20 protein-coding genes are annotated in these 20,438 nt (G+C 47.9%); 12 read left to right on the forward strand and 8 right to left on the reverse strand.

Annotated features, from left to right (window positions below; translation table 11 throughout):
• Window positions 1-30: 30 nt before the first annotated feature.
• From B5F29_RS11295 to B5F29_RS11325, 7 genes are all read right to left on the reverse strand, one after another.
• On the reverse strand, window positions 31-495 hold the full coding sequence (locus tag B5F29_RS11295; protein ID WP_087154739.1) for an Hsp20/alpha crystallin family protein: 465 nt from the start codon (window positions 493-495) through the stop codon (window positions 31-33).
• A 92-nt stretch (window positions 496-587) separates the two neighbouring features.
• On the reverse strand, window positions 588-1,010 hold the full coding sequence (locus tag B5F29_RS11300) for an Hsp20/alpha crystallin family protein (protein ID WP_087154740.1): 423 nt from the start codon (window positions 1,008-1,010) through the stop codon (window positions 588-590).
• A 180-nt stretch (window positions 1,011-1,190) separates the two neighbouring features.
• A complete protein-coding gene (locus B5F29_RS11305; protein ID WP_087154741.1) occupies window positions 1,191-2,033 on the reverse strand; it encodes a MerR family transcriptional regulator in 843 nt (280 codons plus the stop codon).
• A 618-nt stretch (window positions 2,034-2,651) separates the two neighbouring features.
• Window positions 2,652-3,242: a hypothetical protein gene (locus tag B5F29_RS11310; RefSeq protein ID WP_087154742.1), complete on the reverse strand. Its 591-nt coding sequence runs from the start codon at window positions 3,240-3,242 to the stop codon at window positions 2,652-2,654.
• A complete protein-coding gene (locus B5F29_RS11315) occupies window positions 3,239-3,712 on the reverse strand; it encodes an RNA polymerase sigma factor (RefSeq protein WP_087154743.1) in 474 nt (157 codons plus the stop codon). Before B5F29_RS11315 ends, B5F29_RS11310 begins: the two co-directional genes overlap by 4 nt.
• A 43-nt stretch (window positions 3,713-3,755) precedes the next feature.
• Window positions 3,756-5,117 (reverse strand): MATE family efflux transporter, encoded by a 1,362-nt coding sequence (locus B5F29_RS11320; protein WP_087154744.1) that lies wholly within the window; start codon window positions 5,115-5,117, stop codon window positions 3,756-3,758.
• The gene (locus B5F29_RS11325) at window positions 5,110-6,261 is read right to left on the reverse strand and encodes a pyridoxal-phosphate-dependent aminotransferase family protein (RefSeq protein ID WP_087154745.1); all 1,152 of its coding nucleotides are present in this window, start codon (window positions 6,259-6,261) and stop codon (window positions 5,110-5,112) included. Before B5F29_RS11325 ends, B5F29_RS11320 begins: the two co-directional genes overlap by 8 nt.
• Before the next feature lie 190 nt (window positions 6,262-6,451).
• On the opposite strand from B5F29_RS11325, the gene B5F29_RS11330 reads away from it, so the two are divergent.
• The 9 genes from B5F29_RS11330 to B5F29_RS11370 all read left to right on the forward strand — a co-directional run bounded on the left by B5F29_RS11330 (window position 6,452) and on the right by B5F29_RS11370 (window position 17,463).
• Window positions 6,452-7,018, forward strand: coding sequence for a TetR/AcrR family transcriptional regulator (locus B5F29_RS11330; RefSeq protein ID WP_087154746.1), 567 nt, complete (start codon window positions 6,452-6,454; stop codon window positions 7,016-7,018).
• Window positions 7,019-7,150: 132 nt separating this feature from the next.
• Entirely contained in the window at window positions 7,151-9,088 is a 1,938-nt protein-coding gene (locus B5F29_RS11335) for an oleate hydratase (protein WP_087154747.1), read from the forward strand.
• Window positions 9,089-9,193: 105 nt separating this feature from the next.
• The gene (lon, locus tag B5F29_RS11340) at window positions 9,194-11,479 is read left to right on the forward strand and encodes an endopeptidase La (protein WP_087154748.1); all 2,286 of its coding nucleotides are present in this window, start codon (window positions 9,194-9,196) and stop codon (window positions 11,477-11,479) included.
• A gap of 232 nt (window positions 11,480-11,711) precedes the next feature.
• Window positions 11,712-12,323, forward strand: a complete 612-nt coding sequence (locus B5F29_RS11345) for a pyridoxamine 5'-phosphate oxidase family protein (RefSeq protein WP_087154749.1) — start codon at window positions 11,712-11,714, stop codon at window positions 12,321-12,323.
• A gap of 2 nt (window positions 12,324-12,325) precedes the next feature.
• Window positions 12,326-13,864 (forward strand): ABC transporter permease/substrate-binding protein, encoded by a 1,539-nt coding sequence (locus B5F29_RS11350; protein ID WP_087154750.1) that lies wholly within the window; start codon window positions 12,326-12,328, stop codon window positions 13,862-13,864.
• Between the two features lie 13 nt (window positions 13,865-13,877).
• On the forward strand, window positions 13,878-14,672 hold the full coding sequence (locus tag B5F29_RS11355; RefSeq protein ID WP_087154751.1) for an ABC transporter ATP-binding protein: 795 nt from the start codon (window positions 13,878-13,880) through the stop codon (window positions 14,670-14,672).
• Window positions 14,666-15,580, forward strand: a complete 915-nt coding sequence (locus tag B5F29_RS11360) for an SIR2 family NAD-dependent protein deacylase (RefSeq protein ID WP_087154752.1) — start codon at window positions 14,666-14,668, stop codon at window positions 15,578-15,580. The genes B5F29_RS11355 and B5F29_RS11360 overlap by 7 nt, the downstream gene beginning before the upstream one ends.
• Window positions 15,581-15,829: 249 nt before the next feature.
• Window positions 15,830-17,104 carry an ATP-binding protein gene (locus tag B5F29_RS11365; RefSeq protein WP_087154753.1) on the forward strand — a complete coding sequence of 425 codons (1,275 nt, stop codon included), beginning with the start codon at window positions 15,830-15,832 and terminating at the stop codon, window positions 17,102-17,104.
• Between the two features lie 65 nt (window positions 17,105-17,169).
• The gene (locus B5F29_RS11370; RefSeq protein ID WP_330397597.1) at window positions 17,170-17,463 is read left to right on the forward strand and encodes a hypothetical protein; all 294 of its coding nucleotides are present in this window, start codon (window positions 17,170-17,172) and stop codon (window positions 17,461-17,463) included.
• Here the strand turns inward: B5F29_RS11370 and B5F29_RS11375 are convergent.
• Window positions 17,460-18,149, reverse strand: coding sequence for a helix-turn-helix domain-containing protein (locus tag B5F29_RS11375; RefSeq protein ID WP_087154754.1), 690 nt, complete (start codon window positions 18,147-18,149; stop codon window positions 17,460-17,462). The genes B5F29_RS11370 and B5F29_RS11375 overlap by 4 nt on opposite strands.
• A gap of 151 nt (window positions 18,150-18,300) precedes the next feature.
• Here B5F29_RS11375 and B5F29_RS11380 point away from each other — a divergent pair, with 151 nt between their 5' ends.
• Genes B5F29_RS11380 through B5F29_RS11390 form a run of 3 tightly spaced genes read left to right on the forward strand, consistent with a single transcriptional unit; the run spans window position 18,301 to window position 20,380 of the window.
• Entirely contained in the window at window positions 18,301-18,900 is a 600-nt protein-coding gene (locus B5F29_RS11380; protein WP_087154755.1) for a DUF1349 domain-containing protein, read from the forward strand.
• A 17-nt stretch (window positions 18,901-18,917) separates the two neighbouring features.
• Entirely contained in the window at window positions 18,918-19,634 is a 717-nt protein-coding gene (locus tag B5F29_RS11385) for a CPBP family glutamic-type intramembrane protease (protein ID WP_087154756.1), read from the forward strand.
• Complete coding sequence (locus tag B5F29_RS11390; protein WP_242955649.1) at window positions 19,631-20,380, forward strand: hypothetical protein; 750 nt, start codon at window positions 19,631-19,633, stop codon at window positions 20,378-20,380. Before B5F29_RS11385 ends, B5F29_RS11390 begins: the two co-directional genes overlap by 4 nt.
• Window positions 20,381-20,438 lie beyond the last annotated feature (58 nt).

A 20,438-nucleotide genomic window follows, 5' to 3' on the forward strand; every position in this document is an offset into this window, starting at 1 on the left:
ATATAGGAGTTACATAATATATATGAAAGGTCAACCTTCGATGGAAATGTATTTACTTTGTTCCACTGCCGGTTTGGCCTCTTTTTTCGGAATCGTCAGCTTCAGTACGCCGTGATGGAATTCTCCTTTGATGTCGTCCTGGGTCAGATCATCGCCCACATAGAAGGATCTCTCACAGGCTCCGGCATACCGTTCCTGACGGATATATCTGCCGGTCTTTTTCTCCTGTTCGTCCTTGTCTACGCCTCTTGCGGCCTGAACGGTCAGATAACCGTTTTCCAGGGACACCTGAATCTCGTCTTTTTTGAATCCCGGAAGATCCATCTCCAGAATGTAGCTGTCGCCTTTTTCTTTGATATCGGTCTTCATCAGGTTTTTAGCCCTGTGTCCATACAGTTTCCTTTCTGCTTTTTTCATATCCCTGTCATTATAGAACGGGAAATCATTAAAGAAATCATCAAATAAGTTTTCACCAAAAATGCTGGGCATTAACATAAATCATTCCTCCTTGTCGATTCATTGAACCAATCAAAAACTGTACATGTCAGATTATCCGCCCCTCCGGATGACTCCGGAGGGAAAATGTATTATTCGATCGAGATATATTTCTTCTGCTCTACAGCAGGTTTTGCATCCTTCTTCGGGATATCCAGTGTCAGGGTTCCGTTCTCGAATTTCGCCTTGATGTCTTCCTGAGTTACTGCATCGCCCACATAGAAGCTTCTGCTGCAGGTTCCGGCGTAACGTTCACGGCGGATATATCTGCCATCGTTGTCCTTCTCATCCTTGCTGGTATTGGAAGAAGCCTGGATGGTCAGGTAACCGTCTTTCAACTCTGCCTTCACATCTTCTTTCTTTACGCCCGGAAGGTTCATCGTCACTTCATAACCGTTATCCGTTTCTTTGATATCGGTCTTCATCAGTTCGGTCGTATCATACCGGAAAGTCGGATAGTTAAAATCGAAGAAATCATCAAATAAGTTATCATTAAAAATACTAGGCATCAACATAAATCATCGCTCCTTTTATATCTTTTATAGTCAATTTTATTTGTCGGAACCAGGTGGAGGAGATCTTTCTTTTGAACCCCTTTCCTTTGTTCTAGCTGTACTATAACACTTCTTGTTAGCACTGTCAAGAGGTGAGTGCTAATTCTTTTGTGAAAAAATTGTGAACGTTAATTGTGAATGTTAAATTTCTTTCCCTCTCAAATCCATTTTTAACAAACCAGCTGCTAACAATCCAATAAAAACTGTCGTGTTCACAAATAACAGTGCAACAACACTTTTTACAACTCCGAAAGTAAAAAGTATGGAGAAAATTTCTACTGACAGCACAATAAAACACATATAGTTTGTTATATACTCTGTTATAATTTTTCCATAATAGTTGTTCATCTGCAATTTCACATAGATAAAGGGTTTTAATATATAACGGATTATGATACATATAACCGGACAAATAAAAATCCAGTTTTTATTAACCAAGGATGTTGCCACTCCTTTACTCCATTGTAGCGGAATTTCTGTCGGCAGCTTAGAATAAGACAAAGCCCCAATAATCAAGCACAGTGCGGTAATCGCTGTCCAAGTAAGCATACTTCCCCATATATACAAAAAACTGACTGAATCCAGTTTGAAAACAGTTTGATTATCTCTCCAATAGTCATGCAAATCGGTTATATACTGTTCTGCCTGTAATTTTTCATAACTAATACTTTCTTCATCCAGCATTTTTTCGCACATGAGTTTCGCCTTATTTAAATCAGTAATCTGACTTTTTAATACTTCATACTGCTTCTCGAGCGTATCCTTCAATGTTGCTTTTTCGGAAATAATATTTCGGATGTCTTCAATAGAAATTCCCAATGTACGTAGATATGCAATCTTCTTTATATTTTCCACATCATTTTCAGAATAATCTCTATAACCATTACTTTCATTTCTCGAAGGATCAATAAGTTTTTCCTTTTCATAAAAACGGATATTAGAACGGGATAAACCTGTTTGTTTTTCTACGTCTTTTATAGTCATGTTATGCATTCCCTCTTTCAAGCAACTCTATTTTACTTAATAATAAGCTATAAACAAGGTTTACAGTCAAGCATTTATCAAAAATCTTTGCTCTGTTAGTTACAAATCAATTTTTTACATCAATGCCGCAGAATCCCTGAAAATAAGGATCTGCGGCACTTGATGACACGGGACAAAAACCAATCGCAGCTAACAAGAGGTGAGTGCTAATTTTCTAAGTTTTTTAGTCAGCCCAAAATTGTGAACGTGCGGTCTGTGATCCGGACTTTTTCTCCCACGTAAAATCCTCCCTGTACTGTACCCGTGACTACACATCCGCCGGAATTCATTTTGAAGATATCCTCGACAATGATCGTGCCGGGGAGTGTTATATTCAATTTGAAAAGAGATTATGGTCAATGCGCTGCAGAGCAGCCCTGCCAGCAGCCATCTGACTGCTTTCAAGATTCGGTTTGTCATAACTGTGTCCTCGCATATCTGGAACTATACAGATAATACCATTATAATGGCGCGTCTGTCAGCTTAACAAGACAAAACAATGCCGCCCTGCCGGATGGGGCGTCTGACAGAGCGGCACGAAGATATTTTATCTGATTGTAACTGTACAGGACGGCATATCTAATTGAAGGAATCCGGATCCGGATATTTATCGGGACTCACGGAATATCCGTTGTCATATTCGACTGTCATATAAAGGGTTTCCTCTCCATTTACCAGTTTTACACGGCAGATACCGTTTTCAAACAGATCGGTGATTTCGATTTCCTGGTCGTAATAGTATACCCAGACGGTTCCGTCGTCCTTGTATTCCACTTCCGGCATGTACAGCTCTTCCAGGATCTCTTCTTCTGTGAGAGGACGTTCTGTACCGTCCGGTTCGATGGCGATGCCTCCGCCGCCCATGGACTGTGTGGAGCCGTCTTCCTCCTGCCAGGCGACATTATATTCGCCGTTTTCACCGATGACAAGCTCGGCGTCAGTCTGGTCTCCATGAATCCAGAGCTGGATGGTGCGCTGTATGCCGCCCACATTGGCTGCATAGGCGACCCCGGTGCTGCCCGCGATCAGAAGGGCAGCGGCGATAGCGGCAGCAGTTCCCATATAAGCATGTTTTCTTGTTTTTTTCATAAGTTTATCCGCCTCCAAATGTTCCATTCCGAAGGAAGATACTGTGTCAAATACTTTTTGGTAGCGTTCTTTATCCGTCATGCTTCTTCCTCCTTTAATACGTCCCGTAAGAAACTTCGTCCTCTGGACAAACGCATTTTCACGCTGCCTTCCGTGATCCGCAGGATCCGGGCGATCTCTCTGGCGGAAAGGTCTTCGTAATAGTAGAGATGGATCACTTCCCGGTATTTTTCCGGGAGCTTCATGACTTCTTCAAACAGAGCATGCTCTTCCTGGTCTTCAAAAGGAAGTTCGTTCATGCAGTCCTCTATGGAGATCCTGTTCCTTTTCCAGAAAGATCCGGAGATGTCTTTCGCGCGGTTGATCGCCACCCGCAGCAGCCAGGCCTTCAGGTGTTCCCCGTCGTGAAATTGTTTTTTTGAAGTATAGTACTGAATGAATGTATCCTGGACGGCGTCGTTGGCGTCGTCTATGTTGCGGCAGACGCTGAACGCCGCCGCGTACAGGCTTTTCTGATGAAGCTCAATCAGTTCTTCCAGCGATTGTCTCATAAGTTGGTTCCTCGGTTTTTCGTTGTTTCTTTGAAAGGCCCTTTCACTTATAACACGATTCAGAAGGAGAAAAGGTAACAGAGTTTTTATTTTTTATGAAATGAATCGCCAGACAGACGCCGACGGTGACGATCTCAGCAAAAGGAAGGGAGAACCACACTCCGTCCACACCGAGCAGGCGGGAGAACAGGAGAAGACCGACAGGCACAAAGATGATTCCCCGGCTTGCCGCGATGAGAATAGAGCTTACAGCGTCGCCCAGAGCGGTGTGATAGCCGGACTGGACGATATTAAATCCGCTGGCGAGAAAACAAAGCCCGTATATTCTGGCTCCCCGGACGGCCATATCGATCACGGTACCGCTCTGTTCCCGGTCCAGAAACAGACCGATCAGCTGCCTTCCGAAGATCCAGAAGACGCCAAAAAGCATGGCCCCCATGATAAAATTGGAGATAAGGGCGGCGGTCCGCGTCTTTCGGATCCGGTCCAGATTTCCTGCCCCGTAATTGCTGCTCAGAATGGGACTGATCCCGTCGGACATGCCGAACATGAGCAGTGTGACGAAGTTCCCTATATAATTAATGATAGTAAATGCAGCCACGCCGTCTTCTCCTGCATAGGCCATAAAAGAACGGTTCATCAGGAAAACGGTCAGTGCCGCGGCTGCGTAGGTAACGCCTTCGGAAGAACCATTGAAAGCGGCATGGAGGATTTCACGCGGACAAAAATGGCCGTCAAAAACATTCAGGACAGTTTCCCGGCGGAACATAGGAGAAGACGCCACCAGCAGTCCTCCCAGATAAGCCAGACCGGTGGCTGCCGCGGCTCCGGGTATGCCCAGGCCCAGCACGCCCACAGCCAGATAATCCAGAATTACGTTGCAGGATATGGTGGTGACAGTGCCGGCCAGGTAGAGCCGGGGCTTTTCCACCAGACGTCCCGAGAATCCGAAAAGGATCTTAAAAGCAATCACCGGGGCGAAACATGCCAGGATACGGATATACTGGCTGGAACCTGTGAGCAGTACCTCATTTGCTCCCAGAAATCGGGCAATGGGGACGGAAAAGCATAGTCCGCCCAGAAGGATCAGGATGGAAAGTACGGCCAGCACCAGGAGCGCGGAATGATAGATATTTTTCGCGCGCTTTTGATCGCCGGCGCCCAGCGCTCTTCCCGCGGCGCTCATGGTTCCGGTACAGATCACCATACTGCTTCCGATGATAATCTGAAAGTAGGGGTTGGCGATATTTACGCTTGCCATGGCGTCTGCTCCCGCATAATTGCCGAGAAAGAGTCCGTCCACAATGCCCTGAATACCGTCCAGTACCATGGCGATCATGGCAGGAACCACAAAGCGGAGGAACAATCGCGGCAGGGGATCTTTTAATAAACCGTTTTCACGCATCTTTCACAGCTCCTTGAGAGAGATGCCGCAGGAAAATCTCTTCCATTTCTGCGTTCAGCGTCACGCCCAGAGAAGGCAGTACCTGGTCCAGAGCATGGAAGACTGCGGCCATCTTTTCCGGACGGGCATTTTCTCCCATATGTCCCAGGCGGATGACCTGACCCGCCAGAACGTCGAAGGATCCTGCGAGCATGATGCGGTATTCCCGGAGCACGGTATTCAGGATATCTTTTGCGGAGACTCCTTCCGGCACGTCGAAAACGGTGACGGTATTGGAAAATCCGGTTTCCTGATGGAGCCGGAGACCGGCTGCGGTGACGGCGGCGCGGGAGGCTTCCGCGATTCTGGCATGGCGGTTCAGAAAGTCCGGATCATTTTTCACATTTTCCAGAGCTGCGCGGAGCCCGTGGATGTCGCTTACGGGCATGGTATACGGGAACCACTGATTTTCATACCAGTTGTCAAAAGTCAGAAGATTGGCATAGAAGGAAGCCACCGGTGTTTTCCTGCCGTGCATGGCGGCGTCGGCGTCGGGACTTATGGTGACGAAAGCAAGTCCGGGAGGCGCGGAGAGCGCTTTCTGTGATCCCCCGCAGAGAATGTCTGTGCCAAAGTCATCCGCCCGGATCTCTTCCCCGAACATGGCGGAGACAGAGTCGACGACAGTCAGGATGCCGTATCGCTTCAGCAAAGGGCAGATACGTGAAATATCGTTGAGCATGCCGCTGGGGGTATCACAGTGGACAACGGTGGCGTATTTAAAATCATGATCTTTTTTCAGATATGTTTCCAGCGCGTCCGCATCCAGGGCACGACGGTAATCCGCGGTATAGAGTACCGGGTCTCCGCCATATATTTTTACAAAATCAGCAAATCCCTTGCCGAATACTCCGTTATCCAGGACAAGAACCCGGTCGCCCGGCTCTGTCAGGGTAGCGCAGGCAGCTTCCAGCCCGAGGATTCCTTCTCCGCCCAGGATCAGGCTGCGGTTCCGAGTGCGCAGGAGCGAGCTGATCAGTTCGCAGGTTTCTTTGTAAAAGGTATAGAATTCCGGATCCAGATCCGGGTTAGTACAGGTGAGGCTTCTGGATAGTCTTACATTTTCCCGGACCTGAGTGGGGCCGGGGGTCATGATGTTGTACATAGTATTACGTCCTTTCTAAATGGTTGTTGTTTACGTTGATTCTCATCATAAAATACATCTGGATTCTTTAAAATATCCAGTTTTGATAAAATTGACCATACCAGTTCGCTGCCTGTGCTCTTGACCCATATTTTCTGATAAGTTAAAATCAATAGAAAACAGCCGATAATATGTGAAGAGAGGATAGTATATGCCTAATAGAACCAAACAGGCGCTGGAAGCGTCGCTGAAAAAACTTCTTTTGGAAAAACCTCTGGATCGGATCACGATTCAGGATCTGGCCGCTGACAGCGGAATCAGCCGGATGACTTTTTATTATCATTTTCAGGATATTTATGATCTGGTGGAATGGGTCTGTTATGAAGATGCGGTGAAGGCGCTGAAAGGAAAGAAGACTTATGATACCTGGCAGGAAGGTTTTTTGCAGATTTTTGAAGCTGTGCTGGAGAATAAGCCGTTTGTGATGAACGCGTATCGCTGCATCAGTCGTGAAAAGATAGAGAATTATTTGTATAAACTGACGTACGGGCTGATTCGGTGTGTTGTGGATGAGAAGGCGGAAGGATTCGCTGTAACGGAAGAGGAAAAGACATTTATCGCGGAATTTTACAAATACGGTTTTGTAGGTGTGATGCTGGACTGGATTCAGGGCGGTATGAAAGCGGACTATGCAAAGATCGTGGAGAAGATCAGTATTACCATGCAGGGCAATATTTCCGGTTCTATCCGGAATTTTGCCGGGCAAAGACGGACGTGAAGTTTTACTAACTTTACAAACAGGGACGGATGATCAGTTTTCTGACATTCGTCCCTGTTTGTAAATGGAAAAAGAATGGCCGCGGTCGTAGGATAATTATATAAAACAAATATCAGAAAGGCGGTCAGTCATATGGCAAAAAAAGGAACAAAGGTTAAAGCGGCAGGCGCAGTGCTGGCAGGAACGGGGGTGGCTGTGCTTCTTTCCCGAAAATTAAGAGAGAAAAAGGAAGCCGGAGCGGATGAGTCTTATAGAAACACAGAGTTGGGGAAAAATGCAAAGAACAAGAAAGGGATTTATTACAGCAGCGGAAATTATGAAGCGTTTGCCAGACCGGAAAAACCGGAAGGAGTAGAAGAAAAGAACGCATACATAGTGGGTAGCGGTCTGGCCTCCCTGGCGGCGGCCTGTTTCCTGGTAAGAGATGCCCGGATGCCGGGAAATCATATACATATTCTGGAGGCGCAGGATATTGCGGGAGGCGCGTGTGATGGAATCTGCGACCCGGTCAGAGGTTATGTTATGAGAGGCGGACGGGAAATGGAAGATCATTTTGAATGTCTCTGGGATCTGTTCCGAAGTATTCCTTCCCTGGAGATACCGGGAGCCTCTGTGCTGGATGAATTTTACTGGCTCAATAAACATGATCCCAACTTTTCTCTTTGCAGGGCAACAGAAAAACGTGGAAAGGATGCGCATACGGACGGAAAGTTCGGATTGAGCCGGAAAGGCTGCATGGAGATTGTGAAGCTGTTTATGACCAGAGACGAGGATCTGTATGATAAGACCATCGAGGATGTGTTTGACGATGAAGTGTTCGGTTCCGCATTCTGGCTGTACTGGCGAACCATGTTCGCGTTTGAAAACTGGCACAGCGCTTTGGAGATGAAGTTGTATTTTCAGCGCTTTATCCATCATATTGCAGGACTTCCGGATTTCAGCGCTTTAAAATTTACCCGTTATAACCAGTATGAATCCCTGATCCTTCCTATGCAGAAATACCTGGAGGACGCGGGCGTGGATTTCCGGTTCAGGACGGAAGTGACCAATGTGCATTTTGAAATCCGGAATGGAAAGAAGACGGCGACAGCTATTGAGTGCAAGATCAAAGGTGTGGAGACAGGTATTCCTTTGACAGAAAATGACCTGGTCTTTGTGACCAACGGGAGCTGTACCGAGGGAACTATTTATGGAGATCAGGATCATGCGCCCAATGGAGACGCAGAGGTTCGTACAAGCGGATGCTGGAACCTTTGGAAAAATATAGCCAGACAGGATTCATCTTTTGGACGGCCGGAGAAGTTTTGTTCTGATATCGGAAAGACCAGCTGGGAGTCAGCGACAGTTACCACATTGGATGACCGGATTCTTCCTTATATTACAAATATCTGCAAAAGAGATCCCAGAAGCGGAAAAGTGGTGACAGGAGGTATCGTAAGCTGTAAAGATTCGGCATGGCTTCTGAGCTGGACGATCAACCGTCAGGGGCAGTTCCGGAAACAGGATCCTGAAAAGGTCTGTGTCTGGGTTTATGGCCTGTTTACTGATGTGCCGGGAGATTATGTGAAAAAGCCCATGAAAGAGTGCACCGGTAAAGAGATCACGGAAGAGTGGCTTTATCATCTGGGGGTACCGGAAGAGCAGATTCCGGAGCTGGCTGAACGCAGCGCTGTTTGTGTGCCGACTTTAATGCCGTATATTACCGCCTTCTTTATGCCAAGAACCATAGGGGACAGGCCGGACGTGATTCCGGACGGATGTGTAAATTTCGCTTTTCTCGGACAGTTTGCCGAGACTCCAAGAGACACTGTATTCACAACCGAATATTCCGTGAGAACAGCGATGGAAGCTGTATATGGCCTGCTGGGCATAGATCGGGGAGTACCGGAAGTATGGGGAAGCGTTTACGACATACGCTGTCTTCTGGACAGTGCCGTAAAACTGATGGATGGTAAATCTCCTCTGGATATGGAGCTTCCAGGTCCGCTTAACGCGTTGAAAAAACCGTTGGTTGGATTGATCAGGGGAACAGTGGCGGAAAAGCTGCTGAAAGATCATAATATCATATAGACAAATATTTTCAGATAATTTCCTCTTGACACCGAGTCATATTTATGGTAACTTCTTGTTAGCACTCGATAAAGGAGACTGCTAACAAGAAGAGGAGGAAATTTTATGATTATCAGACCGATTCATGATATATTGCTCCTGCCGGACGTATCATATTATTTCCGGAAGGAATTTTTTAAAGACTGGACAGGGGAAGACCTGGATACCGGAACCGAAATTCTGTTTGCCCTGATGAAAGAAGGCAAAGAAGTTTCGGAGATGACGGAGGAAGATTTTTATCCGATTGGATTGCTGGCAAGAATAGAAGGATTTAATGAAGACGATAATGTGCAGGTCCGTACGCTGGAGAGAGTGGATATTGAGGACCTGGAGATACAGGATGGATATATTACGGCATCTGCGGCAAGCCGCCCGGAGACCGTGGATATGACAGAAGGAGAAGAGAAAGAGCAGTTTGGCCAGTTAAAGGCGTCGCTGCTCAAGTTTGTGCAGGGTTATCAGTGGGGACTTTGGGCGAGGAGTTTTATCCTTCAGCGAAAGAATATCAATGATCTTGCATGTGCCCTGGCCGATTATCTGAATCTGGATACAGATGCAAAATATGCGATTCTTGCGGCTGATTCGGTCAGAGAACGGTATGAATTGATCAAGAAGGCGATTCATGAATTTATTGAGATCGCAAAAGTGTCGGAAGAAGCGCAGAATGCCCATAAGGACAATCAGGAACAGCTGTACCGGGAGGCTGCCATCAAGAAGCAGATCGATTATCTGCAGAAGGAACTGGACGACATGCATCCGGAGAATATGTCGGATGTGCGCAAGTTCGAGAAAAAGATCGCCCGCTCCGGCATGAATAAAGAGGCAAAGAACGAGGCGGAAAAGGTGCTGAACCGGATGCGTCAGGAAGGAAAAGAGAGCCACGAATACGGGCTTCTCTACGACTATCTGGATTTTGTGACCAGTCTTTCCTGGAAGACGCCGAAAATGCCTTCCATCGATCTGGAGAAGGCGGAGGAGATCCTGGACGAGGATCATTATGGATTGAAAAAAGTGAAGGAGAGGATCATCCAGCAGCTTGCGGTCATGGCGTTGAACCGGAAACAGCACGGTTCGATTCTGCTTTTCGTAGGACCGCCCGGAACCGGCAAGACCAGTATCGGACAGAGTATCGCGAAAGCGTTGGGCAGAGCGTATGTACGGATCAGCCTGGGCGGTATCCGCGACGAGGCTGAGATCCGCGGCCACCGCAGGACGTACATAGGCGCCATGCCGGGACGGATTATGGAAGGCATGAAGCGCAGCGGCGCTTCCAACCCGGTTATGGTGCTGGACGAAGTGGATAAGCTGGCGAAAGACTACGGCGGAGATCCGGCCAGCGCGCTTCTGGAGGTGCTGGATCCGGAACAGAACAGCACATTTACGGATCACTATATGAACGTGCCTTACGACCTATCCAATGTTCTGTTTGTCTGCACCGCCAATACCACCGACACGATCCCGGAACCGCTTCTGAACCGTATGGAAGTGATCAATTTCCCGGGGTATACAGCGGTGGAGAAGTTCCAGATCGCCAGAAGACATCTTCTTCCGAAGGCTATGGAAGCCATGGGAATCAAGAGCGATATGCTGGAGATCGAGGATGCGGCGTTACAGAAGATCATCGATGAATACACGATGGAATCCGGAGTCCGGAGCCTGAAGAAGCATCTGGATACGCTTTGCCGTACCGCGGCGGTAAAACTGGTGAAAAAAGAAAACGAAAAACTGGTCGTGACCACGGCGAATCTGGCAGACTATCTTGGAAAGAAACAGCTGCAGCATGAGAAAAAGCTGGAGAAAGGGATCCCCGGAGTAGTGACAGGACTGGCATGGACCCGGGCGGGCGGCGAGATTCTCTTTATAGAGAGCAAGCTGACCAAAGGAAAAGGAAATCTTCTGATCACCGGCCAGCTGGGAGACGTGATGAAGGAGTCCGTGCAGATCGCGCTGAGTCTGGTGAAGGGATTGTATCCGAAGGAGACGGCAGTACTGGAGAAAAACGATCTCCATATTCATGTCCCGGCGGGGGCAGTGCCCAAGGACGGACCGTCCGCAGGTATTACGCTGGTGACGGCGCTGGCTTCGCTGGTGACCGGACGTCCTGCGGATCCGGACTGCGCCATGACCGGGGAGGTATCGCTGCGGGGCGGCGTCATGCCCATCGGCGGTCTGCCGGAGAAACTGATGGCGGCACAGAGAGCCGGTATATCTAGAGTTTATATTCCGGCAGAGAATGTGGATGATCTGGACGAAGTGGCGGAAGAAGTGAAAGAGAAGCTGGAGATTATCCCGGTGAAAACCGTCACGGAAGTGCTGGACAGAGTATTGCTTTCCAAAGAAACAGAGAAATAAAATAATCATGTGTCATTGACGGCGAAGGCTTCGGGCCTTCGCCGTTTTGCTGTTTCCGTTCCGAACCGTGAAAAAATTTATGCGGGAAAAAGCCCGTAAAATCGGCAAAGGTTACTTCATAAGGGGCTTAGTTACCAAAAAGTGCGTACTTCACGTATTTTTTTCCTTTGTTTACAATACGATTAAAGATAAGACCTGACAGAAAAGAAAGTATACAAGGAGGAGCAGAGATATGACGGCACAGGATTGTCTGCAGATATTGAGAGAAGTGAAGGACGCGGCTTTCGCCACTGTGGATGAGAACGGTTATCCCCAGGTGCGCATCATAGATGTAATGCTGGTGGAAGACGGCACGATTTATTTTTGCACGGCCAGAGGAAAAGATTTTTATCAGCAGCTGGCCAGGACAGGACGGGCGGCGGTAACGGCGCTGAATAAAGACTATCAGATGGTGCGGTTTTCCGGAAAGGTAAAAAGACTCACAGACCAGAAGAAGTGGATCGACAGGATCTTTGAGGAAAATCCTTCCATGAAAGAGGTCTATCCGCAGGACAGCCGCTATATTCTGGAGCCGTTCTGTTTTGAAGAAGGACAGGTTGAATTTTTTGATCTCGGGAAAAGTCCGATTTACCGGGAGAATTTCACGCTGGGCGATGTGAAAAAGGAACAAAAAGGATATGAGATCACGGATGAGTGCATCGGCTGCGGAACTTGTATGGAAGGATGTCCGCAGCGCTGCATCGAAGAAGGTACGCCGTTTTCAATCCGGCAGGAAAACTGCCTTCATTGCGGTCTTTGCGCCGAGAACTGCCCGGTACAGGCCATACGGAAGAGAGGTAGATAAAGATGATTTGGGAAATGTGGAACCTGTTTTTGGAACGAAGTGATTTCTTCGCGGATCTTTTATGGGAGCATCTGGGGATCTCCCTGCTGGCGATCGTGATCGCCGTCCTGATCGGCGGCGCGGCGGGCATCCTGATCAGTGAAGTGAGAGGGGCCGCGAAACCGACTCTGGGCGTGGTCAGCTTTCTTTATACGATTCCGTCGATCTCCATGTTGGGCTTTTTAATCCCGTTTTCCGGTGTGGGAAACGCGACGGCGGTGATCGCTTTGACGGTCTACGCGCTGCTTCCCATGGTGAGAAACACGTACGCCGGCATGACCAACGTGGATCCGGCCATCCTGGAGGCGGCGAAGGGGATGGGAAGCACCCGGATGCAGGTGCTTTTCAAGATCCGTCTTCCGCTTGCCATGCCGGTGATCATGTCGGGTATCCGCAGTATGGTAACCATGACCATCGCCCTGGCAGGTATCGCTTCCTTTATCGGGGCAGGCGGACTTGGCGTAGCGATTTACAGAGGAATCACCACGAATAATACTGCCATGACCATGGACGGGAGCCTTCTGATCGCTCTTCTGGCTTTGCTCATGGACTTCCTTCTGGGAATCGTGGAACGGCGCATGACGAAATGCAGCGCGGAAGCCAAAAAAGTAAATCACCGGATAGCGGCCGCGGTGCTGGTCCTCTGCCTGGCGGGAGCAGGCGTGGGCATGTTCCGGACACACACCGGAGATACGGTCCATATCGCCACGAAGCCTATGACGGAACAGTATGTGCTGGGGGAGATGCTGGAGCTTCTGATCGAACAGGACACGGATCTGAATGTGGAACTGACCCAGGGCGTGGGAGGAGGAACCTCCAATATCCAGCCGGCCATGGAGAGCGGCGAGTTTGACATGTATCCGGAGTACACCGGCACCGCCTGGAACATGGTGCTGAAAGAAGACAGCCTGTATACGGAAGACCTGTTCGGAGAACTGGAACAGGCCTACGAGGATGACTACTCCATGGAGTGGGTGGGAATGTACGGTTTTAACAATACCTACGGGCTGGTGGCCCGCAGAGAGATTGCTGAGCAGTACGGGCTTAAGACTTACTCGGATCTGGCAGCCGCTGCCGGGGAGCTGACATTCGGCGCCGAATATGATTTCTTTGAGAGAGAAGACGGATACGACAGCCTCTGCGAAACCTACGGGCTGGAATTCAAGGACACGATGGATCTGGATATCGGGTTGAAATATCAGGCGCTGAATGAAGGGCAGATCGATGTGATGGTGGTGTTCACCACAGACGGGCAGCTGTCTTCCTCGGATGTGGTGGTACTGGAAGATGATCTTCAGTTTTTCCCGTCCTATCTCTGCGGAAATGTGATCCGGAGCGAAGTCCTGGAAGCGCATCCGGAATTGAATGAGGTATTTGAAAAGCTGACGGGTACGATTTCTGACAACGATATGGCGGAGATGAATTACAAAGTGGAGACAGAAGGTCGGGAGCCGGAAGATGTGGCAGAGGAATTCCTCAGAGACTGCGGCCTTTTGGAGTGAGGAGGCATGAATTATGGAGACAATGATTGAATTTCGGCATGTGAAAAAATCGTACGGGGATAAACCGGTATTGAAAGATTTTAATCTGACGGTGGAAAAAGGAGAGTTTGTCACGATCATCGGATCCTCCGGATGCGGGAAGACCACGGCGCTTAAGATGGTCAACGGCCTGCTGGAGCCGGATGGAGGAGATATCTTCGTATACGGTGAAAACATCCGGGGAAAGGATCAGACACAGCTTCGGAGAAATATCGGCTACGCGATCCAGGGCAGCGTGCTCTTCCCTCATATGACCGTGGAACAGAACATTTCCTATGTCCCGAATCTGTTAAATAAAAAAGATCGGAAAAAGACCAGGGACGCCGTGTCCAAATGGATGAAGATCGTCGGACTGGATGATGAACTGAGGAGCCGCTTCCCGTCGGAATTATCCGGCGGACAGCAGCAGAGGGTGGGCATAGCGCGCGCGCTGGCGGCGTCTCCGGAGATATTGCTGATGGATGAACCTTTCGGGGCGGTGGATGAGATCACCAGAGGGCAGCTGCAGACAGAGATCGGGAGAATCCATGCCCAGACCGGCATCACGGTGATGTTCGTCACCCACGATATCTCTGAGGCCCTGAAGCTGGGGACCAAGGTGCTGGTGATGGACAAAGGCGATATACAGCAGTATGACAGGCCTGAAGAATTGCTGCGCCATCCGGCTACGGATTTTGTAAAAAAACTGGTGGCCCAGCAGCGCCATGCCTGCCACCTGCCGGATGACCGTCTGGAAGAATGCGAATACAGCGGGGTGAGAACATGCTGAGAGCTTTTCAGGAAAAGGAAGTTATAGACAGCGTTTTGCGTCTGCGGTCGGAACTGGACGCGGCGGACGCGGTGGTTATCGGCGCCGGCGCCGGATTGTCGGCTTCTGCCGGATTCGCTTATACCGGCGGACGGTTTGAAAAATACTTCGGTGATTTTGCAAAAAAATACGGTTTTAAGGATATGTATTCCGGCGGGTTTTATCTGTATGACACCCTGGAAGAATACTGGGCTTTCTGGAGCCGGTACATCTATATCAACCGGTATATGGACGCGCCGAGGCCTGTTTACCAAGACCTTTATGAACTGGTAAAGGACAAAGATTATTTTGTATTGACCACCAATGTGGATCACTGTTTCCAGAAGGCAGGATTTGACAGGCGCCGCCTGTTTTACACCCAGGGAGATTATGGACTCATTCAATGCAGCAGGCCGTGCCATCAGGACACCTACGACAATGAGGATATGGTAAGAAAGATGGCAGAGTCGCAGGGATATGTGATCGACGGGGATGGGGTCCTGACCCTGCCGGAGGGCGTCGTCCCGAAAATGTCAGTTCCCGCGGAACTTGTGCCTCATTGTCCAAGGTGCGGCGCGCCCATGAGCATGAATCTTCGCGCGGACGACACGTTCGTGGAAGATGAAGGATGGCACAGGGCGTCAGAACGGTATACAGAGTTTTTGCGAAGACACCAGAATCTGAAAATCCTCTTTCTGGAGGCAGGAGTGGGATATAATACGCCAACGATAGTCAAGTATAGCTTCTGGCGGATGGCATATGAGTGGGAAGATGCGTTGTATGCCTGTTTGAATTACGGAGAGGCTTTTGCCCCTGATGAAATAAAAAAGAAGTCAATTTGTATCAATGGAGATATTGGAGCGATTCTGAATCAACTCAAACCCACATAAATATCACTGGCGTAATGCTGGAAGCCAAAGAGCGTTTCATCTGATCTGATGGACGCTCCTTTTTTGCGCCCATTTTCAGAAGGAGGGAATTCACATGGAACTTAACGAAGAAGAAATTTTGTTCCAATCTTTGGTTAGAATAGTCACTCGAATTGTGGTAAAAGATACGTCTAAACAAAAATGACAATTTAGTTTAGACGAATATTCTGAATAAAATTGACTATACTATAACCGAAGGGAGAGATTGTCATGACATATATCAAACGAGCTGTGGAAGAGACGATTGCACGGATGTCCAAAATGTTTCCAGTGCTGCTGGTAACTGGTCCAAGGCAGGTTGGAAAAACGACCTTATTGCAAAGAATGGCAGAGGCACAGCAAAGCGAAGGCATAGAGCGCAAATATGTTACTCTGGATGATCCTGACGTCAGATACCTGGCAAAACACGATCCTGCCCTGTTTTTACAGAGGTATTCCCCACCGGTACTGATTGATGAGATCCAGTATGCAACAGAGCTGCTGCCCTATATCAAAATGAGCGTTGACTGTTCTAAGAAAAAAGGTGATTTCTGGATCACAGGCTCGCAGGTGTTCCGTCTTATGAAAAATGTCAGCGAAAGTTTGGCCGGACGGGTCGGAATCGTGAACCTGCTGGGATTATCCGATGCGGAGATCTACCAGGAACCGAGCGAGCCTTTTCAAACGGAAGCTGGGCATTTGATGGAGCGTTTGTCCGTAAAAAGAAAAAGAGATTTGAATGAGATCTACCGCAGGATATTCAAAGGTTCCATGCCGGAACTCTATGCAGACGAAAATGTAGATTGGGAGACTTACTACCGCTCCTATGTTGATACCTATCTGCAAAGGGATATTCGAGATCTGGCACAGGTTGCGGATGAAATGCAATTTTACAATTTTATGACGATTGTTGCTGCACAGACCTCAAAACCTGTCGTCTATGAGGAACTGGCGAGTGCCGCAGGCGTTTCAGCTCCAACGGCAAAAAAATGGCTCTCTATTTTGGTGTCGTCTCATATCATTGCGCTTGTACAGCCTTATCATAACAATGCACTCAAACGGGTTGTAAAGATGCCATTGATCCATTTCCTGGACACCGGTTTGGCAGCGTATCTCTTAAAATGGGGCAATCCCGAAGCATTGGAAAGAGGCGCCATGTCTGGGGCGTTTTTTGAGAGCTATGTTTTTTCAGAGATTTATAAGAGTTATCTGAACGCAGGAAAAGAGCCGCCTATTTTCTATTACCGGGATAAAGACCAGAAAAAAATAGACCTGTTGCTTTATCAGAATGGTGTGCTTTCTCCGATAGAGATCAAAAAATTGGCGTCGCCGGGCAAGACCGCCATTAAAAACTTCAAGGTATTGGAACCCATTACCAAGGAATCGGTTTTCGGAGGTTTAGAGTCTTTGAAGGTTGAGATTGGAACCGGAAGCGTGGTCTGTATGGCAAACGATCTGTTGCCTGTGGACGACAAGAACTGGTACGTACCAGTTTGGCTCATTTAATCAGTATTTTGCAGAATGAGCGAGGACTGAACACCCCAACGATAGTCAAGTATAACTTCTGGAGGATGACATATCAGAATCCGAAGGCGACGTATGTGTGCATCAATTACGGAGACGCGGCGGATGTGGCGCTGATGAGCGATGATATCTCAAAAATCCCGTATTTGAAGCGGCTGTCCAACGCGACGGTCAATACCATAAAAGCCAGCATCACGCTGTCTATGTGCATCAACTTTGCAGCGATCGTGCTGTCGCTCATGGAAGTGCTGACGCCTACTACCGGAGCGCTGGTGCACAATGCGGGTTCCTGCTTTGTGGTGCTGATTGCCGCGCTGCTTTATGACAGAAAATTTGATTAGCATGATAAATTTTTATCACATGGTCTGGTAAGCCAAAGAGCGGCGCCCAGAGGAAGAAATACCAAAGCTCCTTTTTGGGAAAGCATAAGGAGAAAAAGTCTTTTGATAATATTGTTCCGGACAGGCATAGTAATAGAGGGAAGGATTCCCAGATGGTTTGCAAGCGCCAGAAGGCATCCTGAAAGTGCGAGTACAAAATAGAATACAGTCAGGAGAAGGAGGGCAAGGTGTATTCCGGGAACGCATGTCCCTTTGAAAGACTTTGCGTGAAGAAAGCATCCGGCAGTGTACAGAGCGGCCCATCCCGCTAACAGGTAAAAGGCAGGGAAAGCCAGGAAACATGTTATTAAATATGGTGTTGATATGAATCGGAGCCATAATTCATAAAAATAAGGAGTAAGAAGGGACAACAGAATCCCTAGGAATGCAGTGGTGCTTATGAGGATCAGGCAGTAAGCATATTCCCTTCTTCGGTCAGATTTTGCCGGAATGCCATAGATCAGGGCGGTAACATCTGTCCCTAATATATTTGCGATTTTCATCAGAGTCTCAATATCAGGGTGAGTTTTTCCTCTTTCATAATTGGAGACAGTCTGGTGGCTGACAAATAATTTTTCTGCCAATTCATCCTGGGTCATTTTCTTTTCTGTGCGGAGGATACGGATATTTTTTCCTATGTTTGTCATGGTTGTTCCCCCCTTCGTATATGTTTTGGTATTTTTATCATGACATAAAGGGATGAAAATGTCACGCAAAGATTCTTTGAAAACGGGAGAAAATGCGTTATTATAAAAGAAAGTTGTTTTTAGAAAACGGAAGCCGGAAGGAGCGCAGATTATGAATTTAAGAGAATTCAAGTGGACGCGGGAACCGAAAAAGTTTTGTATACAGGACGACAAGATCGAGATTACAACAGAGCCTCATACGGATCTGTGGCAGAGGACCTATTACCATTTTCGAAATGACAATGCGCCTGTGCTGCAGATGGAGACGGAAGAGAAATATTTCAGTTTTGTTGTAAAGACTGATTTTACCGAAAGCCATCATCGCTTTGACCAGTGCGGCATTGTGATGTATTTAGACAGTGATAACTGGCTGAAAGGTTCTGTGGAGTATGAAAATGACGAGTACCAGAATCTGGGAAGCGTTGTCACGAATCATGGATATTCCGATTGGGCAACCACACAGATAGACACATCTGTGAAGTGCATGTGGTATCGTTTCAGCAGGCGGGAGGATGACTATTGTATCGAGTGCTCCAGGGATGGCATATCGTACCGCCAGATGAGAGTCTGCCATATGCACGAAGGAGCCGGAAAGATCCGGTTCGGCGTTTATGCCTGCTCTCCGGAAGAATCTTCTTTTAAAGCTGTCTTTTCCAATATAGAAATGATGGAGTGTCAATGGAAAGCACATGACGGGCAGCAGCCGGACTGAAAATGAGGAGAGAGCTAGTGGGTGACAAAAAAATCGTAGTACATTTTACCGTTTTGACATTTTGTATGAATATTCCTTTTGCTGTCTATATTTTGTCACCGGCTATTGCGTCTTACATCATCCTGAGAAAAAATAATAAAATACGGAATGCTCGTGAATGGTTAAAAAATGTATTTTGTCCTAGTAAAAATGTATATTCCTATTTGTTTGTTATTTTAGGGCTGGTATTGTATTTTTTTATGCATGCTATGATTTGCGGGCATGTAGAAATGGCACTTCCATTTTACGCGTTTTTCCTTTCATTACCGGGGAATCTTTTCATTGGAGGATTAGAGGAAGCTGGTTGGTCGTATCTTTTATGGCCAGAACTTGACAGAAAATTTGGTTATGTTTTATCCTGCGTTTTTTCAGGGATCATCTGGATAGCATGGCATATACCGCTTTTTTTCATACCAGGGACGAATCATGAAGGAGGGGGCATTAATTTCGGGATGTTTGCCGTTCAGTGCATTGGATTGAGGTTCTTTCTTGGAGCAATCTGTAAAATTTCGGGGGAAAATCATGTGTTCATGTGTGTGTTGTTCCATACCATGTTCAATGCGGCTTTTTCTGTTTTTGGTATGATAACCGGAACCTGGACAGGAACGGTAATAGCAAATATTGTGATGATATTTGTTTCGATTGCGGCAGTTGCAATATGCAGGACAAGTGTAATGCGTAGGATAAGAAGTTGACGCAGACTGTCAAGAACACCCTTCCGGCGATCGCCGAGGCCATGGAAAATTTGCGAAAAAATCTGCGGCTGTTCTGTTATCAGCTGGGGTATCTCCGCAAGGGCAAGGAACGCCTGAACGCTTCGCTGAATACGCTGCGCCCTGCCCTCACGCAGTACAATCAGCTGGCAAAGGACATACGGGATAAGACGAAAGAACGCCGCAGTCTGCTCTCCGAGAAAAAGTCACTCTCTGCTGTCCATGTGTTCCGGCACCAGGAACTGGCGGCTAAAATTGCGGCGCTGACAGAGGATCTGGAGGAACTGCGTTCGGAAAAGAATCTGCTTCTGGCGTCGCTGGCATATTCCGAGGAAAATGCTGCCGATCAATTCCCTAAAGACATCGCTGCCATGGAGCAGAACCTGAAACGACTGGAAGAACAGGAGCAGAAATATTCCGCTGAGTTGGATGCTGCCCTGAATGAGTATGCTGGGCTTCGGGAGCAGGCCCAGGGCTTCGATCCAGTGCAATTCTATGAAGCAAAACAGGCTATCCGCCCCGAAAAGGAGCAGGAAGCAGAAAGTCGGGTGCAGGCGGTTTACGGCGAGAAGTACAGCCCAATCTTGATGTTTGACAGCCAAAAGACGGTTTCCTGTATGCTGAATGAAGATAAAGAGCGACAGGCCGTGAGGAGAATGGTGCGGCAGGCGCAGAAAGAGCACCGGATTTTTCCTCGAAAAAAAGATGATAAGGGACAGGAGCGGTGATGCCATTTCTGTCCCTTATCTTTTGTTATTTGTTATAGGTTTACCGTATACAGCGCAG

The sequence above is a fragment of the Lachnoclostridium sp. An196 genome (genome assembly GCF_002160135.1).
Lineage (GTDB): Bacteria > Bacillota > Clostridia > Lachnospirales > Lachnospiraceae > Hominiventricola > Hominiventricola avistercoris.

Coding starts and splice junctions, on each gene's coding strand:
- B5F29_RS11380 (WP_087154755.1), top strand. CDS start 18,301: ATGAATTTAAGAGAATTCAAGTGGACGCGGGAACCGAAAAAGTTTTGT.
- B5F29_RS11300 (WP_087154740.1), bottom strand. CDS start 1,010: ATGTTGATGCCTAGTATTTTTAATGATAACTTATTTGATGATTTCTTC.
- B5F29_RS11370 (WP_330397597.1), top strand. CDS start 17,170: ATGACATATCAGAATCCGAAGGCGACGTATGTGTGCATCAATTACGGA.
- B5F29_RS11335 (WP_087154747.1), top strand. CDS start 7,151: ATGGCAAAAAAAGGAACAAAGGTTAAAGCGGCAGGCGCAGTGCTGGCA.
- lon (WP_087154748.1), top strand. CDS start 9,194: ATGATTATCAGACCGATTCATGATATATTGCTCCTGCCGGACGTATCA.
- B5F29_RS11360 (WP_087154752.1), top strand. CDS start 14,666: ATGCTGAGAGCTTTTCAGGAAAAGGAAGTTATAGACAGCGTTTTGCGT.
- B5F29_RS11330 (WP_087154746.1), top strand. CDS start 6,452: ATGCCTAATAGAACCAAACAGGCGCTGGAAGCGTCGCTGAAAAAACTT.
- B5F29_RS11375 (WP_087154754.1), bottom strand. CDS start 18,149: ATGACAAACATAGGAAAAAATATCCGTATCCTCCGCACAGAAAAGAAA.
- B5F29_RS11325 (WP_087154745.1), bottom strand. CDS start 6,261: ATGTACAACATCATGACCCCCGGCCCCACTCAGGTCCGGGAAAATGTA.
- B5F29_RS11295 (WP_087154739.1), bottom strand. CDS start 495: ATGTTAATGCCCAGCATTTTTGGTGAAAACTTATTTGATGATTTCTTT.
- B5F29_RS11305 (WP_087154741.1), bottom strand. CDS start 2,033: ATGACTATAAAAGACGTAGAAAAACAAACAGGTTTATCCCGTTCTAAT.
- B5F29_RS11315 (WP_087154743.1), bottom strand. CDS start 3,712: ATGAGACAATCGCTGGAAGAACTGATTGAGCTTCATCAGAAAAGCCTG.
- B5F29_RS11320 (WP_087154744.1), bottom strand. CDS start 5,117: ATGCGTGAAAACGGTTTATTAAAAGATCCCCTGCCGCGATTGTTCCTC.
- B5F29_RS11345 (WP_087154749.1), top strand. CDS start 11,712: ATGACGGCACAGGATTGTCTGCAGATATTGAGAGAAGTGAAGGACGCG.
- B5F29_RS11350 (WP_087154750.1), top strand. CDS start 12,326: ATGATTTGGGAAATGTGGAACCTGTTTTTGGAACGAAGTGATTTCTTC.
- B5F29_RS11310 (WP_087154742.1), bottom strand. CDS start 3,242: ATGACGGATAAAGAACGCTACCAAAAAGTATTTGACACAGTATCTTCC.
- B5F29_RS11365 (WP_087154753.1), top strand. CDS start 15,830: ATGACATATATCAAACGAGCTGTGGAAGAGACGATTGCACGGATGTCC.
- B5F29_RS11355 (WP_087154751.1), top strand. CDS start 13,878: ATGGAGACAATGATTGAATTTCGGCATGTGAAAAAATCGTACGGGGAT.